Annotated in this window: 14 protein-coding genes and 2 pseudogenes; 13 read left to right on the forward strand and 3 right to left on the reverse strand. The window is 74.3% G+C overall.

Going from position 1 to position 21,158, the window contains the following annotated elements; all coding sequences use genetic code 11:
- Positions 1–21: 21 nt before the first annotated feature.
- Positions 22–1,002: a GlxA family transcriptional regulator gene (locus tag ABD981_RS06180; protein ID WP_046905882.1), complete on the reverse strand. Its 981-nt coding sequence runs from the start codon at positions 1,000–1,002 to the stop codon at positions 22–24.
- 103 nt (positions 1,003–1,105) lie between these two features.
- Here ABD981_RS06180 and ABD981_RS06185 point away from each other — a divergent pair, with 103 nt between their 5' ends.
- From ABD981_RS06185 to ABD981_RS06205, 5 genes and pseudogenes are all read left to right on the forward strand, one after another.
- Positions 1,106–1,792, forward strand: a complete 687-nt coding sequence (locus ABD981_RS06185; protein WP_123954151.1) for an MBL fold metallo-hydrolase — start codon at positions 1,106–1,108, stop codon at positions 1,790–1,792.
- 95 nt (positions 1,793–1,887) lie between these two features.
- Complete coding sequence (locus tag ABD981_RS06190; RefSeq protein WP_131723816.1) at positions 1,888–3,153, forward strand: phage baseplate protein; 1,266 nt, start codon at positions 1,888–1,890, stop codon at positions 3,151–3,153.
- Between the two features lie 97 nt (positions 3,154–3,250).
- On the forward strand, positions 3,251–3,751 hold the full coding sequence (locus ABD981_RS06195) for a hypothetical protein (protein ID WP_046905881.1): 501 nt from the start codon (positions 3,251–3,253) through the stop codon (positions 3,749–3,751).
- 39 nt (positions 3,752–3,790) lie between these two features.
- Positions 3,791–4,660 (forward strand): annotated as a pseudogene (locus tag ABD981_RS06200) (oxygenase MpaB family protein); the annotation flags it as partial.
- A gap of 42 nt (positions 4,661–4,702) precedes the next feature.
- A pseudogene (locus tag ABD981_RS06205) lies at positions 4,703–7,025 on the forward strand (serine/threonine-protein kinase).
- Between the two features lie 16 nt (positions 7,026–7,041).
- On the opposite strand, the gene ABD981_RS06210 reads toward ABD981_RS06205, so the two are convergent.
- Positions 7,042–9,282 carry an MMPL family transporter gene (locus ABD981_RS06210; RefSeq protein ID WP_240495091.1) on the reverse strand — a complete coding sequence of 747 codons (2,241 nt, stop codon included), beginning with the start codon at positions 9,280–9,282 and terminating at the stop codon, positions 7,042–7,044.
- Positions 9,283–9,514: 232 nt separating this feature from the next.
- Between ABD981_RS06210 and ABD981_RS06215 the strand changes: the two genes are divergently transcribed.
- The 6 genes from ABD981_RS06215 (at position 9,515) to ABD981_RS06240 (ending at position 16,322) form a co-directional block, all read left to right on the forward strand.
- Positions 9,515–10,684 carry a sensor histidine kinase gene (locus ABD981_RS06215; RefSeq protein ID WP_046905877.1) on the forward strand — a complete coding sequence of 390 codons (1,170 nt, stop codon included), beginning with the start codon at positions 9,515–9,517 and terminating at the stop codon, positions 10,682–10,684.
- Positions 10,659–11,321 (forward strand): response regulator, encoded by a 663-nt coding sequence (locus tag ABD981_RS06220; protein WP_046905876.1) that lies wholly within the window; start codon positions 10,659–10,661, stop codon positions 11,319–11,321. Before ABD981_RS06215 ends, ABD981_RS06220 begins: the two co-directional genes overlap by 26 nt.
- 81 nt (positions 11,322–11,402) lie before the next feature.
- The gene (locus tag ABD981_RS06225; protein WP_046905875.1) at positions 11,403–12,950 is read left to right on the forward strand and encodes a phytoene desaturase family protein; all 1,548 of its coding nucleotides are present in this window, start codon (positions 11,403–11,405) and stop codon (positions 12,948–12,950) included.
- A 190-nt stretch (positions 12,951–13,140) separates the two neighbouring features.
- Positions 13,141–14,169 (forward strand): L-threonine 3-dehydrogenase, encoded by a 1,029-nt coding sequence (gene tdh / locus ABD981_RS06230; protein ID WP_046905874.1) that lies wholly within the window; start codon positions 13,141–13,143, stop codon positions 14,167–14,169.
- Positions 14,170–14,212: 43 nt separating this feature from the next.
- Positions 14,213–15,412: a glycine C-acetyltransferase gene (locus ABD981_RS06235; RefSeq protein ID WP_046905873.1), complete on the forward strand. Its 1,200-nt coding sequence runs from the start codon at positions 14,213–14,215 to the stop codon at positions 15,410–15,412.
- A 4-nt stretch (positions 15,413–15,416) separates the two neighbouring features.
- Positions 15,417–16,322, forward strand: coding sequence for a LysR family transcriptional regulator (locus tag ABD981_RS06240; protein ID WP_046905872.1), 906 nt, complete (start codon positions 15,417–15,419; stop codon positions 16,320–16,322).
- A 166-nt stretch (positions 16,323–16,488) separates the two neighbouring features.
- Here the strand turns inward: ABD981_RS06240 and ABD981_RS06245 are convergent, their stop codons facing one another.
- Positions 16,489–18,225, reverse strand: a complete 1,737-nt coding sequence (locus ABD981_RS06245; protein ID WP_123954149.1) for a serine hydrolase domain-containing protein — start codon at positions 18,223–18,225, stop codon at positions 16,489–16,491.
- Between the two features lie 255 nt (positions 18,226–18,480).
- On the opposite strand from ABD981_RS06245, the gene ABD981_RS06250 reads away from it, so the two are divergent.
- Entirely contained in the window at positions 18,481–19,590 is a 1,110-nt protein-coding gene (locus ABD981_RS06250; RefSeq protein ID WP_046905870.1) for an NAD(P)H-dependent flavin oxidoreductase, read from the forward strand.
- Positions 19,587–21,143: an acyl-CoA synthetase gene (locus tag ABD981_RS06255; RefSeq protein ID WP_046905869.1), complete on the forward strand. Its 1,557-nt coding sequence runs from the start codon at positions 19,587–19,589 to the stop codon at positions 21,141–21,143. The genes ABD981_RS06250 and ABD981_RS06255 overlap by 4 nt, the downstream gene beginning before the upstream one ends.
- The last annotated feature ends 15 nt before the right edge of the window (positions 21,144–21,158 follow it).

Here is a 21,158-nt window from a genome sequence, read left to right on the forward strand (position 1 = left end):
TGTCTTTCGGATCAGACCGGATCAGCCGGCCGCGTCCGAGGACGACGGGGTGCGGCTGAAGGAGCGGCGGTACGTGCGCGGCGGGACCCCGCGGCGGCGCACGAACTGCTCGCGCAGCACGGCCGCGGAGCCGTAGCCGACCCGGCGGGCGATCTCCTCCACCGGCAGGTCCGTGGTCTCCAGGAGCTCCTCGGCGCCGCTCAGCCGCAGTTCCCGCAGCCAGGCGTGCGGGGTCGTGCCCGTGGCGGCGGTGAAGCGGCGGGCGAAGGAGCGCTTGCTCATCATCGCGCGCCGGGCCAGGTCCGCGACGGGCATGGGCTCGTGCAGGTGGGCCCGGGCCCAGCCGAGCACCTCGGCGAGACGCTCGTCCTGCCCGTCCTCGGGGACGGGTGCGGCCAGGTACTGGGCCTGCCCGCCGTCGCGGTGCGAGGGCAGCACCATGTCCCGGGACACCGCGTTGGCGAGGGCCGCGCCGTGCTCCCGCCGCAACAGGTGCAGGCACAGGTCGAAGCCGGCCGCCGCCCCCGCGCCCGTGACGATCCGCCCCTGGTCCACGTAGAGGGCGTCGGGTTCGACGTCGACCAGCGGGTGGCGGCTCGCCAGCAGGTCGGCGAACCGCCAGTGGGTGGTGGCCCGGTGGCCGTCCAGGAGCCCTGCGGCGGCCAGCGCGAAGGTCCCCACGCAGTGGGCCGCCACCAGGGCGCCGCGCGCGTGGGCGGCCGTCAGCGCCTCCAGGACGGCGGGGCCCGGCGGCGTGCGGAACCCGGCCCCCGGCAGCGCGATCACGAGGTCCGCGGCGGCCAGCCGGTCCAGGCCGCCCTCCACGGCCAGCGGCACTCCGCAGTCGGTGGGGACGGGCCGGTCCGGGCGGTCCGTGCAGAGGGTGAGGTCGAAGCCGGGGAATTCCTTCCCGTGCGGACCGAACACCTCGGCGACGATCCCGACGGCCAACATGCCGACGCCGGGCGGGGCGTAGGCGGCGACGGTACGGAAGGGGGGCATCCGCGCAGTCTGGCACAGGGGCCGGGGAGGCTGGCACGTTTCCTGCGATCAGTGGCATCAGTGCCACTCGTGGGGGCCCGGCCGCCTCGGCATGATCTTGTCCATGACGAACACGACGCCCGCAGCGCTCCCCACCGCCACCGCCACCCCCACGACTGCCGAAGACCGCGCCACCGCCACCGCCACCGCCGCCGCGAACGAGAGCGCCACGCTCGCCCGCACCGCCGTGTACACGGTCCTGACCACCGGCTACACGCTGTCCACCGGACCCGGCGTCGCCGCCACCGTGTCCTACGTCTCCGACGGCGACCGGCACGTGGTCGTCGACCCGGGCATGGTCGCGAGCCGGGACCGCATCCTCGGCCCGCTCGCCGAACTCGGCCTCGGACCGGACGACATCACCGACGTCGTGCTCAGCCACCACCACCCGGACAACACCATGAACGTGGGCCTCTTCGGGCGTGCCCGGGTGCACGACCACAAGGCGGTGTACGAGGCAGACCAGTGGACCGACCGGGACGCCGAGGGCCACGAACTCACCCCCTCCCTCCGGCTGATCCGCACCCCCGGCCACAGCCCCGAGGACATCACCCTCCTCGCGGGCACCGCCGAAGGCGTCGTGGCCTTCGTGGGCGACCTGTGGTGGCGGCCCAACGGCCCCGTCGAGGACCCGGTCGCCCCCGACCACGCCCTGCAGCGCACCTCCCGCCTGCGGGTCCTGGCCGCCGCCGACGTGATCGTCCCCGGCCACGGCGCCCCGTTCGCGGCCGACGAGAACGCCCCGCTCTGAAGCGGGCCGGATCCGCACGGCCGGGGAGGGGTTTGACAGACTGACGCGGTTCCGATCACGAGGGACACCCCCAACCATCCCGAGGAGCGGCGTCGTTGAGCGTCACCATTGAAGGACAGATAGACATCGCCGGCCCGGTGGGCAAACTGCTCCACCGCCGCCGGCTGCACAACGCCACGGTCATGCAGTCGTTCGGCATCGACCCGGTGTCCGGCGACGTCTTCGTGCTCCAGGTCATGGAGGACGGGATCCAGCTGGCCGGCGAGACGGCGCCGGTCAGCTACGACACCCGCAAGGCCGACGGCGACCTGTGCCTGACCCGCCTCACCGAGGCCGGGGTGAAGACCGGGTACATGTACCTCCGCGGCTTCGGACACGGCGTCAGCCTGGGCGTGGAGAACCGCGCCGGGACGATCTGGCTGTGGACCGAGACCGCGTCGAAGCCCAACTCGAAGAACGAGGGCTACGGCTCCGCCGTCACCAGCTTCCCGTACGCGGCCGGCGACGTCGTCACCTACGGCACCACGCGGCACACGCAGCCGTACACGCCCGACCCGGCGGCCCGCTTCATCACGCCGACCATCGACCGGGCCACGAACGAGCTCGTCCTTCGTTTCTCTCTGAACGGAACGCACTGGGAGCGCTACGACCTCGCCAAGGCGGCGAACGGCGTGTGGGAGCCGGTCCAGCGGATCACCCCGGCCCTCCCGTCCGCCGTGTTCCAGGGGTACGCCTCCCACGCGGGCATCCTCTACACCCTCCAGGGCGAGGCCTATTCGGCCGCCAACCCGCTGCCGGGCAACACCTACCTCACCGCCATCGAGTGGGCCACCGGCAATCTCCTCGACCGGCAGTTCAGCGCGGCGGCGCCCGGCCTGGAGTACCGCGAGCCCGAGGGCATGGCCGTCTCCGTGCGCGGCGGCGTCCCGCACCTCCACTTCGGCTTCGCCTGCGAGGACCCCGGCCCGCGCACCTGCACCGTCGTGTCGCTCTCCGGGGCGCCCGAGACCGACGGCGTCAAGGTCCTCACCGACTGGCAGCCGATCACGCTCGCCGCGGGGGTGAGCGTCGATCAGAACGCCCCCCAGGGACGCCTGATCAGTCTCGCCGGCACCACCACGCTCCAGCTGAGCGGCGGCGTCAAGGGCAGCTTCGACGCCGACACGGTCCTCGGGTACCTGCCGGACTCGCTCACCCCGAGCGTGACCGCCCGCGCCAACGTGCCGCGCAACAACAACGGGGGCTACTCCGTCGCCCGCGTCGAGGCCGGCCCCGACCGCGAGCTGCGCCTGTTCGGCGGGCGCTCGACCAACGTCATCACCTGGGCGCAGCTCGACAGCTTCAGCGCCGCCTGGCGCTAGGTCGTGTCCGGACCGGACCCGCGGCCACGCCCGGCCCGGCCCGTGCCGCCCCCGCCTTCCCGACCGACCGCCCGCCCCCGCAGAGGAGCACTCCCACATGTCCCAGACTTCCCGCAACCCCCAGCCCTCCCGGACGCCCCGGGGCTCCCGTAGCCGCCGCAGCATCCTCGGCACCGCCCTCGCCCTGCCCGCCGCGCTCACCGTCGGCGGACTCGCCACGGCCGCCCCCGCGGCCGCCGCCCCCGGTGGCGTCGAGGCCGGCGAGTGGGCCGACCTCGTCCTGGAGCCCGGCATCGCCGCGACCGCCGGGGCGACCCCGCAGGTCCGCCTCGTCACGATCGCGGGCACCGCCTTCCTCCAGGCCCGCGGCCAGGTCACCGGCTCCTTCACCGCCGACACGAAGATCGCCAACCTGCCGCCCGCCTTCGCCCGCCCGACCTGGTACGTGCGCGCCACCGCCCCCCGCAACAACAGCCAGGGCATCAACGCCTGCCGCTTCGAGGTCAACCCGGCGGGCTCCGTCACGGTCTACGGAGGCAACACGGGCAACCCGATCACGTGGGTCCAGTTCGACTCGGTCCAGGCGATCTGGCGCTGACCCGTCGACCCGGGGTGCCGCCGCGCCTAGCCTGAGTCCATGCGAGGCATACGAGCCGCACGTGGGACCGGGACAGGGGAGCCGGGGCTCTTCGGCCCCGGCTCCGTGACCTGGGCGCTGCACGGCGACCCCGTGATGTGGATCGGCGGGGTGCGCGCCCTGTACCTGCAGGCCCTGCACCCCGCCGCCATCCGCGGCGTCATGGTCAACAGCGACTTCCGCAAGGACGCCTGGGGCCGTCTCCTGCGGACCGCGAGTTTCGTCGGCACGCTCACGTACGGCACCACGGAGGCGGCCGAGGCCGCCGGGGCCCGGGTGCGGAAGATCCACCGGCTGCTCGGCGTGGACGACCCCGGGCTGCTGCTCTGGGTGCACTGCGCCGAGATCGACTCGTACCTCCACGTCGTGCGCCGCTCCGGCATCCCGCTGACGGACGCGCAGGCCGACCGGTACGTGGACGAGCAGCGCGTCGCCGCCCGGCTGGTCGGGCTCGACCCGGACCGGGTGCCCGGCACGGCCGACGGGCTGCGGTGCTACTTCGACGGCGTCCGCCCCGAGCTGGCCGCCGGCGAGGACGCCCGGGTCGTCGACGACTTCCTGCGCGCGCCGCCCGTACCCCGGGCGCTCGTGCCCGCGCGCGAGGCGGTCTGGCGGCGCGTGGCGGCACTCGCGTACGACACCCTGCCCCCGTACGCCCACGCGCTGTACGGGCGGCCCGCGCCGCCGCCGGATACCGTGACGCGCCGGCTGACCGCGACGGCCAATCTGCTCCGGTGCCTGCCGGACGAGCTCCGCTGGCGGCTGCCCCCGCGGCACATCCTGCGGGCGATGGAGCGGCTCGGCGAGGACACCCGACCCGCGCCGTACAGTCTGCGCGCGAGGGCCGCCATACTGGACCGGCCGGGCCGGGAAGGGCACGGCCACGGGGCAAACGGGGGGCGACAGCACGCGATGGCGGACACCAGGCTGATCCAGGGCCGGTACCGGCTGCACGAGGTGATCGGTCGCGGCGGCATGGGCGAGGTGTGGCGGGCGACGGACGAGGCGCTCGGCCGGCGCGTCGCCGTCAAGTGCCTCCGGCCGCTCGGCCCGCAGCGCGACCCGGCCTCGCTCACCGTGCTGCGCGAGCGCTTCCGCCGCGAGGCGCGGGTCGCCGCCGCGCTCCAGCACCGCGGGATCACCGTCGTGCACGACTTCGGCGAGTCCGACGGCGTGCTCTTCCTCGTCATGGAACTGCTCGACGGGCGCAACCTGAGCCAGCTGCTCGGTGACAACGGCAAGGCCCCGCTCCCGGTCGACCAGGTCGTCGACATCGCCGGGCAGGTCGCCGACGCGCTCGCCTACACCCACCGGCAGGGCGTCGTGCACCGCGACCTGAAGCCCGCCAACATCGTGCGGCTCGGCGACGGGGCCGTGAAGATCTGCGACTTCGGGATAGCGCGATTCGCCGCCGACAACGGCATCACCTCGCGCCTCACCGGCACCGGCATCGCCATGGGCACGCCGCACTACATGTCCCCCGAGCAGATCGGCGGCGGTGGGGAGATCGACCACCGCAGCGACCTGTACTCACTGGGCTGCGTGCTGTACGAGATCGCCACCGGCGTCCCGCCCTTCGACCTGGAGGACACCTGGGCGGTGCTGGTCGGCCACCGGGACACCGTGCCGGCGCCCCTGCGCAGCCACCGCCCCCGAGCTCCCGGCCGCCCTCGACCTGCTCGTCCTCGACCTGCTGGCCAAGGCCCCGGAGGCGCGCCCGGCGGACGCCGGCGAGATCCGCCCCCGGCTCGCCACGGGCCCGGCCACGGCCTCGTCGGCCCCGCCCCGCGCCCTTCCCGGCTGGGCCGGCCGCATGACCACCGGCCGCCCGGCGGCGACCACGTTCGTCGGCCCGCTCACGGCCCCGTACGACCCGGCGACGGCGCTGACGGGGGAGTGGACCCGGGCGACCGCGCTGCCGCCCCGGCCCGCGGACGGCCGGGCGACCGGCACCGTCGCGTACCCGTACGCGCCGCACGCGCCGGAGGTCCCGTCCCCGGCGGCCCCCGGTCTCCGCGCAGACCTCCGCCCCGGGCCACGACCACAGCACCCTGCCGGGGACGGGGTCGATCCCCCTGCCCGCACCGGCTTCCGCGTCCGTGGCCGCATCCGTGTCCGCCCCCACCTCCGAGCTGCTCGCCGTCCTCGCCGGGCGGCACCGGGCCGGGCTCGGCCTCGGGCGGCTCGGGCGCTGGGAGGAGGCGGCCGAGGTGCACCGGACGGTCGTCCGGGACCGGGGCCGGGTCCTCGGCGCGGACCATCCCGACACGCTGGCCAGCCGCTACGAGCTGGCCTTCGCCCTCGCCCGCTCGGACCGCCACGCCGACGCGCTGCGGGAGTTCGGCGGGGTCTCCGAGGGACGCGCCCGCACCCTCGGCACCGACCACGCGGACACCCTCGCGGCGCGCCAGGAGACCGCGTACGTCCTCGGCGGGCTCGGCCGGCACGCCGAGGCGCACTCGGTGTACGCCGCGGTGCTCGCCGCGCGCGAGCGGAGCATGGGCGCGGAGCACCCCGACACCCTGCGCTGGCCGGCACAACCTGGCCTTCACCCTCGGGGCGGCTGGGGCGCCTCGCGGAGGCGTACGCGACGGCCCGCGAGGTGGCCGACGCCCGCGCCCGGCTGCTGGGCGCCGACCACGCCGACACGCTCGCCACCCGCCACGAGGTGGCGCACCTCCTGGGCCGGCTCGGCCGCTGGGCGGACGCGCTGACCCCAGTACCGCGAGGTGGCCGAGGCGCGCGCCGCCGCCCTCGGCGCGGACCACGCCGACACGCTGGCCGCCCGGTACGAGGCGGGCATCTGTCTCGGCCGGCTCGGCCGCGCCGAGGAGGCCGCCGCGCTCTACCGGGAGCTCGCCGGGGCCCGCACCCGCACCGTCGGGCCCGAGCACCCCGAGACGCTGCGGGCGCGGCACGGCCTCGGCGTGAGCCTGGGCCGGCTCGGCCGCTGGGAGGGACGCCCTGGCCGAGGCCCGCGCGGTGTGCGGGCTGCGCACCCGCGTGCTCGGCGCGGACCACCCCGACACGCTCGTCAGCCGCCGCGAGATCGCCATCGGCCTCGGCTGGCTCGGCCGCCACGACGAGGCCCTGGACGAGTACCGGCGCGTCGCCGAGGACCCGCACCCGCACCCTGGGCGCCGCCCACCCCGACACGCTCGCCGCCCGCGCGGACGAGGCGCACTGCACCGAACGCCGGGAGCGCCTGGGACGCCGGGACCACCGCACGACCTAGGGTCGGCAGGAGACCGTCAGAGGGCAGCAGGCCGTGGACGCGGGGCCCCACCCGTGGATTCCGCGCCGGTGTCGTCGGTGATATCGGTGTCATCGGTGGCGGCGGAGCCGACCGGGCCGCGGGGAAGCACCCGGTCCAGCCACTTCGGCAGCCACCAGTTGGTCCGTCCGAGGAGGGTCATGGTCGCCGGCACCAGCACCATGCGGACGACCGTGGCGTCCACGAAGACCGCGGTGGCCAGGCCGAGCCCGAACATCTTGGTGGAGGGGTCCTCGGCGACGGCGAAGGACAGGAACACCGCCACCATGATGAGGGCGGCCGAGGTGATGATCCGGGCGGTGCGCGAGAGGCCCTCGACGATCGCCGTGCCGTTGTCGCCGGTGCGCAGGTACTCCTCGCGGACGCGGGAGAGGAGGAACACCTCGTAGTCCATCGACAGGCCGAACAGGATGGCGAAGAGGAACATCGGGATGAACGAGACGATCGGAACCGTCGCTTCCAGTCCGATGAGCGCGCCTCCCCAGCCCCACTGGAAGACCGCGACCATGATGCCGTAGGCCGCGCCGATGCTCAGCAGGTTTAGCAGCACCGCCTTGAGCGGTACGAGGACCGAGCGGAAGACCAGCATCAGCAGCAGGAACGACATCGCCAGCACGGTGGCGACGAGCACCGGCAGACGTTGGCTGGTGCGCCGGCCCACATCGGACAGGCTCGCGGCGGCGCCGCCGACGTGGGCCCTGGCCGGGCCGTGCCCGATCGCCGTGGGCAGCACGTCGGTGCGCAGCCGGGCGATGGTGTCGGTCGTGGCCTCGTCCTGGGGGCTGGTGGTCGGGAAGACCACCAGGGTCGCGATGCCGGTGGCCCGGTCGACGTGCGTCGGCGCGACGGACGCGACGCCCGGATCCGCCCCGACCGCCGCCGCGAGCCGGTCCACCGCTCCCCGATCACCGGCGGGGTCCGCGGCGATGACGAGGGGACCGTTGGCGCCCGGGCCGAACCCCTCGGCGACGAGGTCGTAGGCGCGGCGCTCGGTGCGGCCGGGGGGCAGTGAGCCGTCGTCGGGCAGGCCGACGCGCAGGCCGAGCACGGGCAGCGTCGCGGTGAGCAACAGCCCCGCCGCGCCGACCGCGTACGCCACCGGGTGCCGGCCGACGTGCCCGATCCAGCGACGCCACCCGGTGGCGTGGGCGGCGTCCGTCGCAGGGCCCCGCCGCCCTGCGAGCCGGCCCGGCCCCCGGCTCCGCCACGCCCGGCCGAGCCGGCCGGCCCGCGCCAGGCGCGGGCCCGCGGCGCCGAGGAAGGCCGGCAGCAGCGTCACCGACGCGAGCACCATCATCAGGACGACGATCGAGACGGCGACCCCGCCCACGGTCATGAACGGCACGTTCGCGACCGCCAGGCCGAGGATCGACACGACGACGGTGCCGCCGGCGAAGACCACCGGCCGCCCCGCCGTCGCCACCGCGCGTCCGGCCGCCGTCTGCGGATCGAGCCCGTACGCGAGGTGCTCCCGGTGCCTGGCGAGCACGAACAGGGCGTAGTCGATGCCCACGCCGAGCCCGACCATGCTGCCCAGGACCGGTGCGAAGGCGGGGACCTCCGTCACCCCCGCCAGGACCGTCATCGTGGCGACGCCGACGGTCAGCCCGAAGACCGCCATGCCGATCGGCAGCGCGGCGGCGACGAGCGAACCGAACGCCAGGAACAGGATCGCGGCCGCGGCGAGGAGGCCGATCAGCTCGCTCGCGCCGCCGTCGGGATCGGAGAAGGCGTAGAAGAGGTTCCCGCCCATCTCGATGCGCAACGGCAGCTCGGCGCGCAGCCGGTCGCCGAGTTCGACGAGGGCGTCGAGGTCCTCGGCCGACAGCCGGCTCTGGTCGGGGTACTGCACCCGGACGACCGCGATCCGTCCGTCGGCCGAGACGAGGCCGCCGCGCACGGCGGAGCCCCCGCCCGCGTCGAGCGCCCCCGCCGGGTCGCTCGTGCCGAGCACGTGCGGCAGCCCGGTCACCTCGGCCCGCAGCCGCGCGAGAGCGGTGCGCGCGGCGTCGTCCGCGAAGAACGTCGCGCGGTCGTCGAGGGGGGTGACGACCACGTGGGCGGTCATCCCCTCCTGGCCGGTGCCCGCCCGCTCGATCAGTTCCGCGGCCCGGCGCGAGTCCAGTCCCGGAGCGGTCATCGAGTCCGTGGTCCGCCCGCCGAAGGCGACGGCGGCGAGCACGACGAGCGTGGCGGCGACCAGCCAAGCCGCGATCACCCGCCAGGGATGACGGGCGGCGCTTGTGCCCAGGCGCAACAGGGCTTTCGAGAGCATCGGGTCCTCCAACCACCTCGTCGGCCGTCCTTGTACGGCCGCCGATGCCGAGGCTCGCCGCCACGGCGCTCCGCGGCATCGGCCCCGGGGCCGCGGATCCGTCGGCCCCGGGGCGGAGTGACGACCCGTCCTTTCGGCCGATGCGCGGCACGCCGCGGCCCCTAGGCTGAGAACCGTGCTCCGAGACGACCTGCGAACCCTGTGGACCGAACCCCGGCCGCCCGACGCGCCCGCCCGGGTGGGGCGGGACTGGGTGCTGCTCGCCGCGGGCCTCGCCGGTGTGGCGCTGGAGGCCACCCTGCGCGAGGACGTCGTGTGGCGGCCGGTGGCGGTGGTGCTCGCCCTGTGGCTGTGCCTGCTGCCCCTGTGGCGCCGGACCCGCCCCCTGGCGGTGGTGACGCTGGCCTTCGGCTCGGTGGTCCTGCCTCCGCTGGCCTCGCTCGTCGCCCCGCCGCGCGAGCCCGTCGGCCTGTACGCCGACGCGGTCGTGCTCGTGCTGGTGTACGCGCTGCCCCGGTGGGGATCGGGGCGCGAGATCGTGCTGGGCGGCGCGGTGGTCCTCGCGGCCGGAACGCTGTGTTCCGTCACGGACGCGACCCCGGCCGTGGAGAACCTCGTGGGCATCGCCTTCCTGCTGCTGCCCGGCGTGGTCGGCGCTGCCGTGAGGTTCTGGGTGACCGCTCGCGAACGGCAGTTGGAGCAGGTGCGCTCCCGCGAGCGCGAGCAGCTCGCCCGGGAGCTGCACGACACGGTGGCCCACCACGTGTCGGCCATGGTGATCATCGCCCAGGCGGGCCGGGTGCTCGCGGGCGCCGACCCGTCCGCCGCCGTCGAGGCGCTGGAGGGCGTCGAGGAGGAAGGGGCGCGCACGCTGGAGGAGATGCGCGCCATGGTCGCCGCGCTGCGCGACCGCGAGGTCGGAGCCGAGCTCGCGCCCCCCGCCGGAGTCGCGGATCTGGAGCGCCTGGTGCGCACCCCGGGTGGTCGCCTCAGGGTCGACCTGGGGCTCGACGGCGAACTGGACGCGCTGCCACCGGCCGTGGACGCGGCCGTCTACCGGATCGTGCAGGAGTCGGTGACCAACGCGCTGCGCCATGCGCTCGACGCGACCGAGCTCGTCGTCCGGGTCGCCGCGGAACGGCACACGGTACGGGTGAGCGTGCGCGACGACGGCCGGCGCACCGGCCGGGGACGCGACGGCTACGGACTCACCGGACTGCGCGAGCGCGCGACCCTGCTCGGCGGCACGCTACGAGCCGGCCCGGGCACCGACCGGGGCTGGCATGTCGAAGCGGAACTGCCGAGAGCGAGGAGCGGGAGTGCCCATTCGCGTCCTCGTCGCTGACGACCAGACGATCATCCGCACCGGGTTGCGGATCATGCTGAACGCCCAGCCCGGCATCGAGGTGGTCGGCGAGGCCGCCGACGGGCGGGAAGCGGTACGACTGGCCCGCGCACTACGCCCCGACGTATGCCTGTTCGACATCCGCATGCCCGTACTCGACGGGCTCGAGGCCACCCGGCTGCTCGCCGGGCCGGGCGTCGCCGATCCGCTGGCCGTGGTCGTCATCACCACGTTCGACCTCGACGAGTACGTCTACGGCTCCCTGCGTGCCGGCGCCCGCGGATTCCTCCTCAAGGACACGGGACCGGACCTCCTGGCGCAGGCCGTACGGTCGGCCTCCGACGGTGAGGCGCTCATCGCCCCCAGCGTCACCGTCCGCCTGCTCCGGGCGTTCGCGGACCTGCCCGCCGGACGGCCCGTGGCCCAGCCGGTCGCTCCGGTCACCGCCCGCGAGGAGCAGGTGCTCCTCGCCGTCGCCCGCGGGCTGACCAACACCGAGATCGCCGACGCACTGCACATCAGCCTCAGCACCGTGAAGACGCACCTGGCCAGCCTCATGGCCAAACTCGGCGCCCGCAACCGGGTCGAGATCGCGATGTGGGCCTACGAGACGCGCCGCATCCTCCCCGGAACCTGAGCCGGGTGCCGGCCACGACCCAGGTCGTGGCCACGGCCGCCGCCCCCTGTTCGCGGCGCCCGCGAGGTGCTAGCAAGGGGCATGACCGCACAGCGCTCCTACGACGCCGTCATCGTCGGCGGTGGGCACAACGGCCTCGTCGCCGCCGCCTACCTCGCCCGCGCGGGACGCAGCGTCCTCGTCCTCGAACGGCTCGGCTCCACCGGCGGGGCCGCCGTGTCCACCCGGCCCTTCGCCGGCGTCGACGTCCGGCTGTCCCGCTATTCGTACCTCGTCTCGCTCCTCCCGGAGAAGATCGTCCGCGAGCTCGGGCTGCGCTTCGCCGTCCGCAAGCGGTCCGTCTCCTCGTACACCCCGTACGGCGACTCCGGCCTGCTCGTCGGCGGCGACCGGGAGCGCACCCGGGCCTCCTTCGCGGCGCTCACCGGCTCGGACCGGGAGTACGAGGCCTGGCGCGCCTTCTACGGCCGCACCGAGCGGGCCGCGCGCCGGATCTTCCCCACGCTCACCGAGCCGCTGCCCGACCGGGCCGGGCTGCGCGCCCGGGTCGACGACGACGCGACCTGGGACATGCTCTTCGAGCAGCCCATCGGCGTCGCGGTGGAGCGGGAGTTCGCCGACGACCTCGTGCGCGGGGTGGTCCTCACCGACGCCCTGATCGGCACCTTCGCGGACGCCCACGACCCCTCGCTGCTGCAGAACCGCTGCTTCCTCTACCACGTCATCGGCGGCGGCACCGGCGACTGGGACGTGCCCGTCGGCGGCATGGGCGCCCTCACCGACGCCCTGGCCGACGCGGCCCGTTCGGCCGGGGCGACGATCCTCACCGGCCACGAGGCCACCCGGATCGACACCGACGGCATCCGCGCCGAGGTCGGCTACCGCGCCGCCGACGGCGAAGGCGTCGTCGCGGCCGGGAGGGTCCTCGTGAACGCCTCCCCGCAGGCGCTCGCCGGCCTCCTCGGCGACCCGCCCGCGCCACCCGCCGAGGGCGCCCAGCTCAAGGTGAACATGGTGCTCACCCGGCTGCCGCGGCTCCGTGACCGCTCCGTCGACCCGCGCGAGGCCTTCTCCGGCACCTTCCACATCGCCGAGGGCTACCGGCAGTTGGCGACCGCCCACGCCGAGGCCGCGTCCGGCCGGCTGCCGTCCGCCCCGCCGTCGGAGATCTACTGCCACACCCTGACGGACCCGAGCATCCTCGGTCCGGAGGCCGCCGCACGCGGCTACCAGACCCTCACCCTGTTCGGACTCCACGCCCCCGCCCGGCTGTTCGCGGCGGACCCCGAGGGCGCCCGCGAGGCGCTCCTGAAGGCCACCCTCGACCAGCTCGACGCCTGTCTCGACGAGCCGATCGCCGACTGCCTGGCCCGCGACGCCGACGGCCGCCCCTGCGTCGAGGCGAAGAGCCCGCTCGACCTGGAGCGCGAGCTGCGGCTGCCGGGCGGGCACATCTTCCACCGCGACCTCTCCTTCCCGTACGCGGCGGAGGGCGCCGGCCGCTGGGGCGTGGAGACGCCGTACGCCAACGTGCTGCTCTGCGGCGCGGGCGCGGTCCGCGGTGGCGGGGTGAGCGGGGTGCCGGGCCACAACGCGGCGATGGCGGTGCTGGAAGGGGCGGGAGGCTGACGCGCGGGTGCCACGGGGTGACGCGGGGGCCGCCCCCACCGGCGGCGTGAAGCTGATCTGCGAGTGCGCTTAAGAAATCCTCGATGGACCATGGGCCCCAGGTACGGAAGATTCTCTTCCAGGGATCTTGGGCGCTTCGCCGCGTCCGGAACCTGCACATCACAGGACGCGTACGTCGGGAGCCGTTACTTTGAAGGCGCTGGTCAAGCACAAGGCAGAGCCGGGACTCTGGCTCATGGACGTTCCCGAGCCCGAGATCGGTCCCGGTGACGTGCTGATCAAGGTCAAGCGGACCGGAATCTGCGGGACCGACCTGCACATCCGTTCCTGGGACGGCTGGGCGCAGAAGACGATCGCCACGCCGCTGACCCTCGGGCACGAGTTCGTCGGCGAGGTCGTCGAGACCGGCCGCGACGTCGTCGACATCGCCGTCGGCGACCTGGTCAGCGGCGAGGGCCACCTGGTCTGCGGCAAGTGCCGCAACTGTCTGGCCGGCCGCCGCCACCTCTGCCGCGCCACCGTCGGCCTCGGCGTCGGCCGCGACGGCGCCTTCGCCGAGTACGTCGCGCTGCCCGCGTCCAACGTGTGGGTGCACCGCGTCGAGGTGGACCTCGACGTCGCCGCGATCTTCGACCCCTTCGGCAACGCCGTGCACACCGCGCTGTCCTTCCCGCTCGTCGGCGAGGACGTCCTGGTCACCGGCGCGGGCCCGATCGGCATCATGGCCGCCGCGGTCGCCAAGCACGCCGGCGCGCGCCACGTGATGATCACCGACGTCAGCGAGGAGCGCCTCGCCCTGGCCCGCAAGGCCGGCGTCTCGCTCGCCCTGAACGTCGCCGAGCAGACCATCGCCGACGGCCAGCGCACCCTCGGCCTGAAGGAGGGCTTCGACGTCGGTCTGGAGATGTCCGGCAACCCGCGCGCGATGCGCGACATGGTCGCCAACATGACCAACGGCGGAAAGATCGCCATGCTCGGCCTGCCCAGCGAGGACTTCGCCGTCGACTGGGCGAAGATCGTCACGTCCATGATCACCATCAAGGGGATCTACGGCCGCGAGATGTTCGAGACCTGGTACGCCATGTCCGTGCTCCTGGAGGGCGGTCTCGACCTCGCCCCCGTGATCACCGGCCGCTACGCCTACAGCGACTTCGAGGCCGCCTTCGACGACGCCGCCTCCGGCAAGGGCGGCAAGATCATCCTCGACTGGACCGTCTGAACCGCCTGACCCCGTACGAAGACCTTCAGGAGCTGCACTCCCCATGTTCGATTCCGTACGCGACGACCTGCGCACCACCCTCGAAGAGATCAAGCAGGCCGGCCTCCACAAGCCCGAGCGGGTCATCGGCACGCCCCAGTCCGCGACCGTCGAGGTCACCTCCGGCGGCCGCCCCGGCGAGGTGCTGAACTTCTGCGCCAACAACTACCTGGGCCTCGCCGACCACCCCGAGGTGGTCGCCGCCGCCCACGAGGCGCTCGACCGCTGGGGCTACGGCATGGCCTCCGTCCGCTTCATCTGCGGCACCCAGGAGGTCCACAAGGAGCTGGAGGCGCGCCTGTCCTCCTTCCTCGGCCAGGAGGACACGATCCTCTACTCCTCCTGCTTCGACGCCAACGGCGGCGTCTTCGAGACGATCCTCGGCCCCGAGGACGCCGTCATCTCCGACGCCCTCAACCACGCCTCGATCATCGACGGCATCCGCCTCTCCAAGGCCCGCCGCTTCCGCTACGCCAACCGCGACATGGCCGACCTGGAGCAGCAGCTCAAGGCGGCCGACGAGGGCGGCGCCCGGCGCAAGCTGATCGTCACCGACGGCGTGTTCTCCATGGACGGCTACGTGGCCCCGCTCGACGAGATCTGCGACCTGGCCGAGCGCTACGACGCCATGGTCATGGTCGACGACTCGCACGCCGTCGGCTTCGTCGGCCCCGGCGGCCGCGGCACCCCCGAGCTGCACGGCGTGATGGACCGCGTCGACATCATCACCGGCACCCTCGGCAAGGCCCTCGGCGGCGCCTCCGGCGGCTACGTCGCGGCCCGTGCCGAGATCGTCGCCCTGCTGCGCCAGCGCTCGCGCCCGTACCTGTTCTCCAACACCCTCGCCCCGGTCATCGCCGCCGCCTCCCTCAAGGTCCTCGACCTGCTGGAGTCCGCCGGCGACCTGCGCGAGCGCCTCAACGCCAACACGGCGCTGTTCCGCTCCCGCATGACCGAGGCGGGCTTCGACATCCTCCCCGGCGACCACGCCATCGCCCCCGTCATGATCGGCGACGCCGCCGAGGCGGGCCGGATGGCCGAGCTCCTCCTGGAGCGCGGCGTGTACGTGATCGGCTTCTCGTACCCGGTCGTCCCGCAGGGCGCCGCCCGCATCCGCGTGCAGCTCTCGGCGGCCCACTCCACGGACGACGTGCACCGCGCGGTGGACGCGTTCGTCGAGGCCCGGGACGCCCTGCGAAACTAGGGGCATGATCGAAGCGCGGCGGCTGCACATCCTCCGGGCGGTGGCCGACCACCGTACCGTCACGGCGGCTGCCGCCGCGCTCTACCTCACCCCCTCCGCGGTCTCCCAGCAGCTGGCCGCCCTGGAGCAGGAGACCGGCCACCGGCTGGTCGACCGCAACGCCCGGGGCGCCCGGCTCACCCCGGCCGGCGAGATCCTGCTGAGCCACGCCAACGCCGTCCTGGCCCAGCTGGAGCGGGCCGAGGCCGAGCTCGCCGCGTACGGCTCGGGCGAGGCCGGTACGGTCACGGTGGCCGCGTTCGCCACCGGCATCGGCCTGGTCGTGGCCCCCGCCATCGGCTCCCTCGCCCGCACCTCGCCCGGCATCCGGGTCCGGGTGCAGGACGCGGAGGGCGACGAGAGCCTGCTGATGGTCCTGGACCGGCAGGTGGACGTCGCGGTGGCCGTCGAGTACCGCGGCGCGCCCGGCGAGGACGACGCCCGCCTCACCCGCGTGCCGCTCTACGCGGAGCCGTTCGACGTCGTGCTCCCGCCCGGCCACCCGTTCGCGGACCGCGACCGGATCTCCCTCGACGACCTGGCCAAGGACCCCTGGATCGGTCAGTCCGCCGGCAACCCCTGCCACGACGTCACCGTCCTGGCCTGCGAATACGCGGGCTTCGCGCCGGCCTTCGCGCACGTCTCCGACGACTTCCGCGCGGTCGTGGCCCTCGCCGCGGCGGGCGCGGGCGTGGCCCTGGTCCCCCGTTCGGCCCTGCGGGGCACCGACCTCACGGGTGTCGTCGTCCGCCCGGTCGACGGCGTCGCCCCCACCCGCCGTGTCTTCGCCGCGGTCCGCCGCGGCGCGGAGGACCACCCGTTGATCCTGCCGGTCCTCGCCGCCCTGCAGGAGGCGGCGAGGCGTCCGTAGGAACTCCGGGCCCCGCTGGTCCAGAAGCGTCGCTCCGGCCCCGTCGGCGTGGTCGCCGTCGATGCCGTCGCCGGTGGAGGCGGTGACGGCGTTGCCCGCCCCGGAGACGTCCCCGGCGGCGTCGACGGCCTTCACCGGTGCGGTCCTGATCGGGAGGGCGTGGCGCCTAGTCCTCCGCCCGTACCCACCCCGAGGCCTCGATCCGGGCCCCGTCGGCGGGCCGGGCCTCGTCGAACACCGGGCGGCCCGTGGGGTCCAGCACGCGCAGCGCGTCCACGTACACGCCGCGGCCGACGTAGCGGCGGTCGGTCGTGCAGCGCCAGCGGAGGCGGGTGCCGGACGGGCCCGCCTCGGGCAGGTCCGCCGTGACGGTGTGCCAGGTGCGTCCGGACCAGCCGGTCACCGTGCCGGTGGGATGGGGGCCCGGGGTGTCGCCGGCGGTGGTGAAGGGGAGCGGGTGCCAGGTCGTGCCGCCGTCCGGGGAGGACTCCAGGTGGGCGGCGTCGGTGCCGGGTTCCGTGTCCCACCAGAGCGCGCAGCTGAGGCGGGCGGTGTGCGGGACGGCGGGCAGCGTGAGGGTGGCCGTCGTGTCGTTCGCCATGCCGGAGAACCACGCGGTGCGCCCGTGCGCCGGGCGGACCGGCACGGCGCGGGCCAGGTGGTCGGCGGCGGCGACGCGCGGGGCGGAACCCGAGCGCCAGGAGCGGACCGGGTGCACGGAGTTGCCGAGGACGACGAGGAAGGCGTCCGTGGTGGGGTCCAGGACCACGCTGGTGCCGGTGAAGCCGGTGTGGCCCGCGGTGCGCGGGGTGGCCAGGGCGCCCATGTACCAGTGCTGGTAGAGCTCGAAGCCCAGGCCGTGCTCGTCGCCGGGGAAGGCGGTGTTGAAGTCGGTGAACATCAGCTCCACCGACGCGGGGGAGAGGATGCGGGCGTCACCGTAGGCGCCGCCGTTGAGCAGGGTGCGGGCGAGGACCGCGAGGTCCCAGGCGGTCGAGAACACCCCGGCGTGACCGGCCACGCCGCCCATGCCGTACGCGTTCTCGTCGTGGACCTCGCCCCACACCATCCCGCGGTCGAGCCCCGACCACGGCGCGCGGGCGTCCTCGGTGGCGGCGATCGAGGGGCGCCAGGAGGGCGGCGGATTGAAACGCGTGCGGCGCATCCCGAGCGGAGCGGTGATCTCGGTCCGGAGCAGCTCGTCCAGGGGGCGGCCGGTGATCCCCTCCAGGATCAGCTGGAGCGTGATCAGGTTGAGGTCGGAGTAGAGGTACGCCGTGCCCGGGGGGTGCGCCGGCACCTCGTTCCAGAGCCGGCGCAGCCGCCCCTCGCGCGTCGGCTCCTCGTAGAGCGGGATCCACGCGCGGAAGCCCGAGGTGTGGGTCAGCAGCTGGCGGACCGTGATGTCCCCCTTGCCGCCGCCCCCGAACTCGGGGAGGTACGCCGTGACCCGCTCCGAGAGCTCCAGCGCGCCGCGCTCGATCTGCTGCACCGCCAGGATCGAGGTGAAGAGCTTGGACACCGAGGCCAGGTCGAAGACGGTGTCCCCGGTCATCGGGATCTGGCGGTCGGCCGGCAGCTCGACGCCGCTGTCGGTCTTCTCGTCGTAGGCCGCGTAACGCACGGCCATGCCGATCGGCCGGTGCAGCGCGACCGTCCCGCCGCGCCCGGCGAGCAGCACGGCCCCCGCGTACCACGGGTGCCGGGCGCCGGGCGGGGGGAGGAGGAAGGATTCGGCGTCGGCGACCAGGCGGTCCAGGTGCTCGGGGAGGAGCCCGGCGCGGGCGGCGGAGCCGTGGCGCAGGGTGGTGCGACGGGCCCCGCCGGGCGCGTGGGCCGCGGGGCCCGCGGCACCGGGCCCCGGTTCGGGCGCGGCCGAGGCCCCCGGCACCGTACCGATCATCAGCGCACCTCCCAGGGCCAGGACGCGACCGCCGAACGCGCGGCGGCTCGGGCCCCGGCTCCCGCTCCTCGACTCTTCCGTCCCGCCCACCCTCTCCCACCACCCTCTGAAAGAAAACTCCGGCCGCTCCGGCGGGCTCTGAAAATTTCTACCGGAACGGGGGCGGGCCCGGGAAGCACGGCACACGCCAAGAAATCTGACACTGCATCAGAAAATCTCTTCCCTCGGCAGGACCGCTGCGGCATCCTGCCGCCCATGAAGACGGAGCTGAGTCGCACACTGGGGATCGAGCACGCCATCTTCGGCTTCACGCCCTTCCCCGCGGTGGCCGCCGCCATCACCAGAGCCGGCGGATTCGGCGTCCTCGGCGCGGTCCGCTACACCGCCCCCGACGACCTCGCCCGCGACCTCGACTGGATGCAGGAGCACACCGACGGGCTGCCCTACGGCCTCGACGTCGTCATGCCCGCGAAGAAGGTCGACGGGGTCAGCGAGGCCGACGTGGAGGCCATGATCCCCGAGGGGCACCGCGCGTTCGTCCGCGACACCCTCGCCAAGCACGGCGTCCCCGAACTCGCCGCGGGCGAGGCCTCCGGCTGGCGGATCACCGGCTGGATGGAACAGGTCGCCCGCAGCCAGCTCGACGTCGCCTTCGACTACCCCATCAAACTGCTGGCCAACGCCCTCGGCTCACCGCCCGCCGACGTCGTCGAGCGCGCCCACGCGCACGGCGTCCTGGTCGCCGCCCTGGCCGGCAGCGCCCGGCACGCCCGCCACCACGCCGACGCCGGGATCGACGTCGTCGTCGCCCAGGGCTACGAGGCCGGCGGCCACACCGGCGAGATCGCCTCCATGGTGCTCACCCCCGAGGTCGTCGAGGCCGTCGCCCCGCTCCCGGTGCTCGCCGCCGGCGGCATCGGCAGCGGCGAGCAGATCGCCGCCGGGCTCGCCCTCGGCGCCCAGGGCGTCTGGCTCGGCTCCCTCTGGCTCACCACCACCGAGGCCGAGATGCACTCCCGCGCCCTCACCGCCAAGCTGCTCGCCGCGGGCTCCGGCGACACCGTCCGCTCCCGCGCCCTCACCGGCAAGCCCGCGCGTCAGCTCCGTACCGAATGGACCGACGCCTGGGACGACCCCGCAGGACCCGGCACGCTGCCCATGCCGCTCCAGGGCCTCCTGGTCGCCGAGGCCGTCTCCCGGATCCAGAAGTACGAGGTGGCGCCGCTGCTCGGCACGCCGGTCGGCCAGATCGTCGGCCGGATGAACTCCGAGCGCAGCGTCCAGCAGGTCTTCGACGAGCTGACCAGCGGCTTCGAGAAGGCCATCGACCGGATCAACCGCATCGCCGGAAGGAGCACGCAGTGACGGACGCCGCGCCGCCGAACGGATTCTGGTCCCAGGCCGCCGCCGACCCCGGACGTACGGTCCTGATCGCGCCCGACGGCGAGGAGTGGACCGCGGGACGCCTGCACGCCGACGCCAACCGGCTCGTCCACGGCCTGCGCGCCGCCGGGATGGAGCGCGGCGACGCCTTCGCCGTCGTGCTGCCCAACGGGGTCGCCTTCCTCACCGCCTACCTCGCCGCCGCCCAGGCGGGCTTCTACCTCGTCCCGGTCAACCACCACCTGGTCGGCCCCGAGATCGCCTGGATCGTCTCGGACTCCGGCGCCAAGGTCCTCGTCGCCCACGAGCGCTTCGCCGAGGCCGCCGCCCAGGCCGCCGACGAGGCGGGGCTGCCCGCGAGCCACCGGTACGCCGTCGGCGCGCTCCCCGGCTTCCGCCCGTACGCCGAACTCCTCGACGGACAGCCCGAGTCGGCGCCCGCCGACCGCACCCTCGGCTGGGTGATGAACTACACCTCGGGCACCACCGGACGGCCCCGCGGTATCCGCCGCCCGCTGCCCGGCAAGCTGCCCGAGGAGACCTACCTCGGCGGCTTCCTCGGGATCTTCGGCATCCGGCCCTTCGACGGGAACGTCCACCTGGTCTGCTCGCCGCTCTACCACACGGCCGTGCTCCAGTTCGCGGGCGCCGCCCTGCACATCGGGCACCCCCTCGTCCTCATGGACAAGTGGACCCCCGAGGAGATGCTGCGGCTCATCGACACCCACCGCTGCACCCACACCCACATGGTGCCCACCCAGTTCCACCGGCTCCTCGCCCTGCCCGCGGCCACCAGGGACCGCTACGACGTCTCCTCCATGCGGCACGCGATCCACGGCGCCGCGCCCTGTCCCGACCACGTCAAGCGCGCGATGATCGAATGGTGGGGCCACTGCGTCGAGGAGTACTACGCCGCCAGTGAGGGCGGCGGCGCCTTCGCCACCGCCGAGGACTGGCTGAAGAAGCCCGGCACCGTCGGCCGCGCCTGGCCCATCAGCGAGCTCGCCGTCTTCGACGACGACGGCGAGCGGCTGCCGCCCGGACAGCTCGGCACCGTGTACATGAAGATGAGCACCGGCGCCTTCCGTTACCACGGGGACGAGGCCAAGACGAAGTCGAGCCGCATCGGGGACTTCTTCACCGTCGGCGACCTCGGCGTCCTCGACGAGGACGGCTACCTCTTCCTCCGCGACCGCAAGATCGACATGATCATCTCGGGCGGCGTGAACATCTACCCCGCCGAGATCGAGGCCGCGCTCCTGGCCCACCCCGCCGTCGCCGACGCCGCCGCCTTCGGCATCCCGCACGCCGACTGGGGCGAGGAGGTCAAGGCGGTCGTCGAGGCGGCCGAGGGCCACGAGCCGGGGCCCGAGCTCGCCGCCGCGATCCTGGCCCACTGCGAAACCCGTCTCGCCGGATATAAACGTCCCAAGTCCGTGGACTTCATCACGGTCATGCCCCGCGATCCCAACGGCAAGCTGTACAAGCGCCGGCTCCGCGATCCGTACTGGGAAGGCCACGACCGGGCGCTGTGACGGGTCCTGACCTCC

The organism is Streptomyces showdoensis (assembly GCF_039535475.1).
GTDB lineage: Bacteria > Actinomycetota > Actinomycetes > Streptomycetales > Streptomycetaceae > Streptomyces > Streptomyces showdoensis.

What these genes read in the sequence shown, in the direction of transcription:
- ABD981_RS06245 (WP_123954149.1), bottom strand. Translation starts at nt 18,225, where the DNA reads ATGATCGGTACGGTGCCGGGGGCCTCGGCCGCGCCCGAACCGGGGCCC.
- ABD981_RS06195 (WP_046905881.1), top strand. Translation starts at nt 3,251, where the DNA reads ATGTCCCAGACTTCCCGCAACCCCCAGCCCTCCCGGACGCCCCGGGGC.
- ABD981_RS06250 (WP_046905870.1), top strand. Translation starts at nt 18,481, where the DNA reads ATGAAGACGGAGCTGAGTCGCACACTGGGGATCGAGCACGCCATCTTC.
- ABD981_RS06225 (WP_046905875.1), top strand. Translation starts at nt 11,403, where the DNA reads ATGACCGCACAGCGCTCCTACGACGCCGTCATCGTCGGCGGTGGGCAC.
- ABD981_RS06180 (WP_046905882.1), bottom strand. Translation starts at nt 1,002, where the DNA reads ATGCCCCCCTTCCGTACCGTCGCCGCCTACGCCCCGCCCGGCGTCGGC.
- ABD981_RS06240 (WP_046905872.1), top strand. Translation starts at nt 15,417, where the DNA reads ATGATCGAAGCGCGGCGGCTGCACATCCTCCGGGCGGTGGCCGACCAC.
- ABD981_RS06235 (WP_046905873.1), top strand. Translation starts at nt 14,213, where the DNA reads ATGTTCGATTCCGTACGCGACGACCTGCGCACCACCCTCGAAGAGATC.
- ABD981_RS06185 (WP_123954151.1), top strand. Translation starts at nt 1,106, where the DNA reads ATGACGAACACGACGCCCGCAGCGCTCCCCACCGCCACCGCCACCCCC.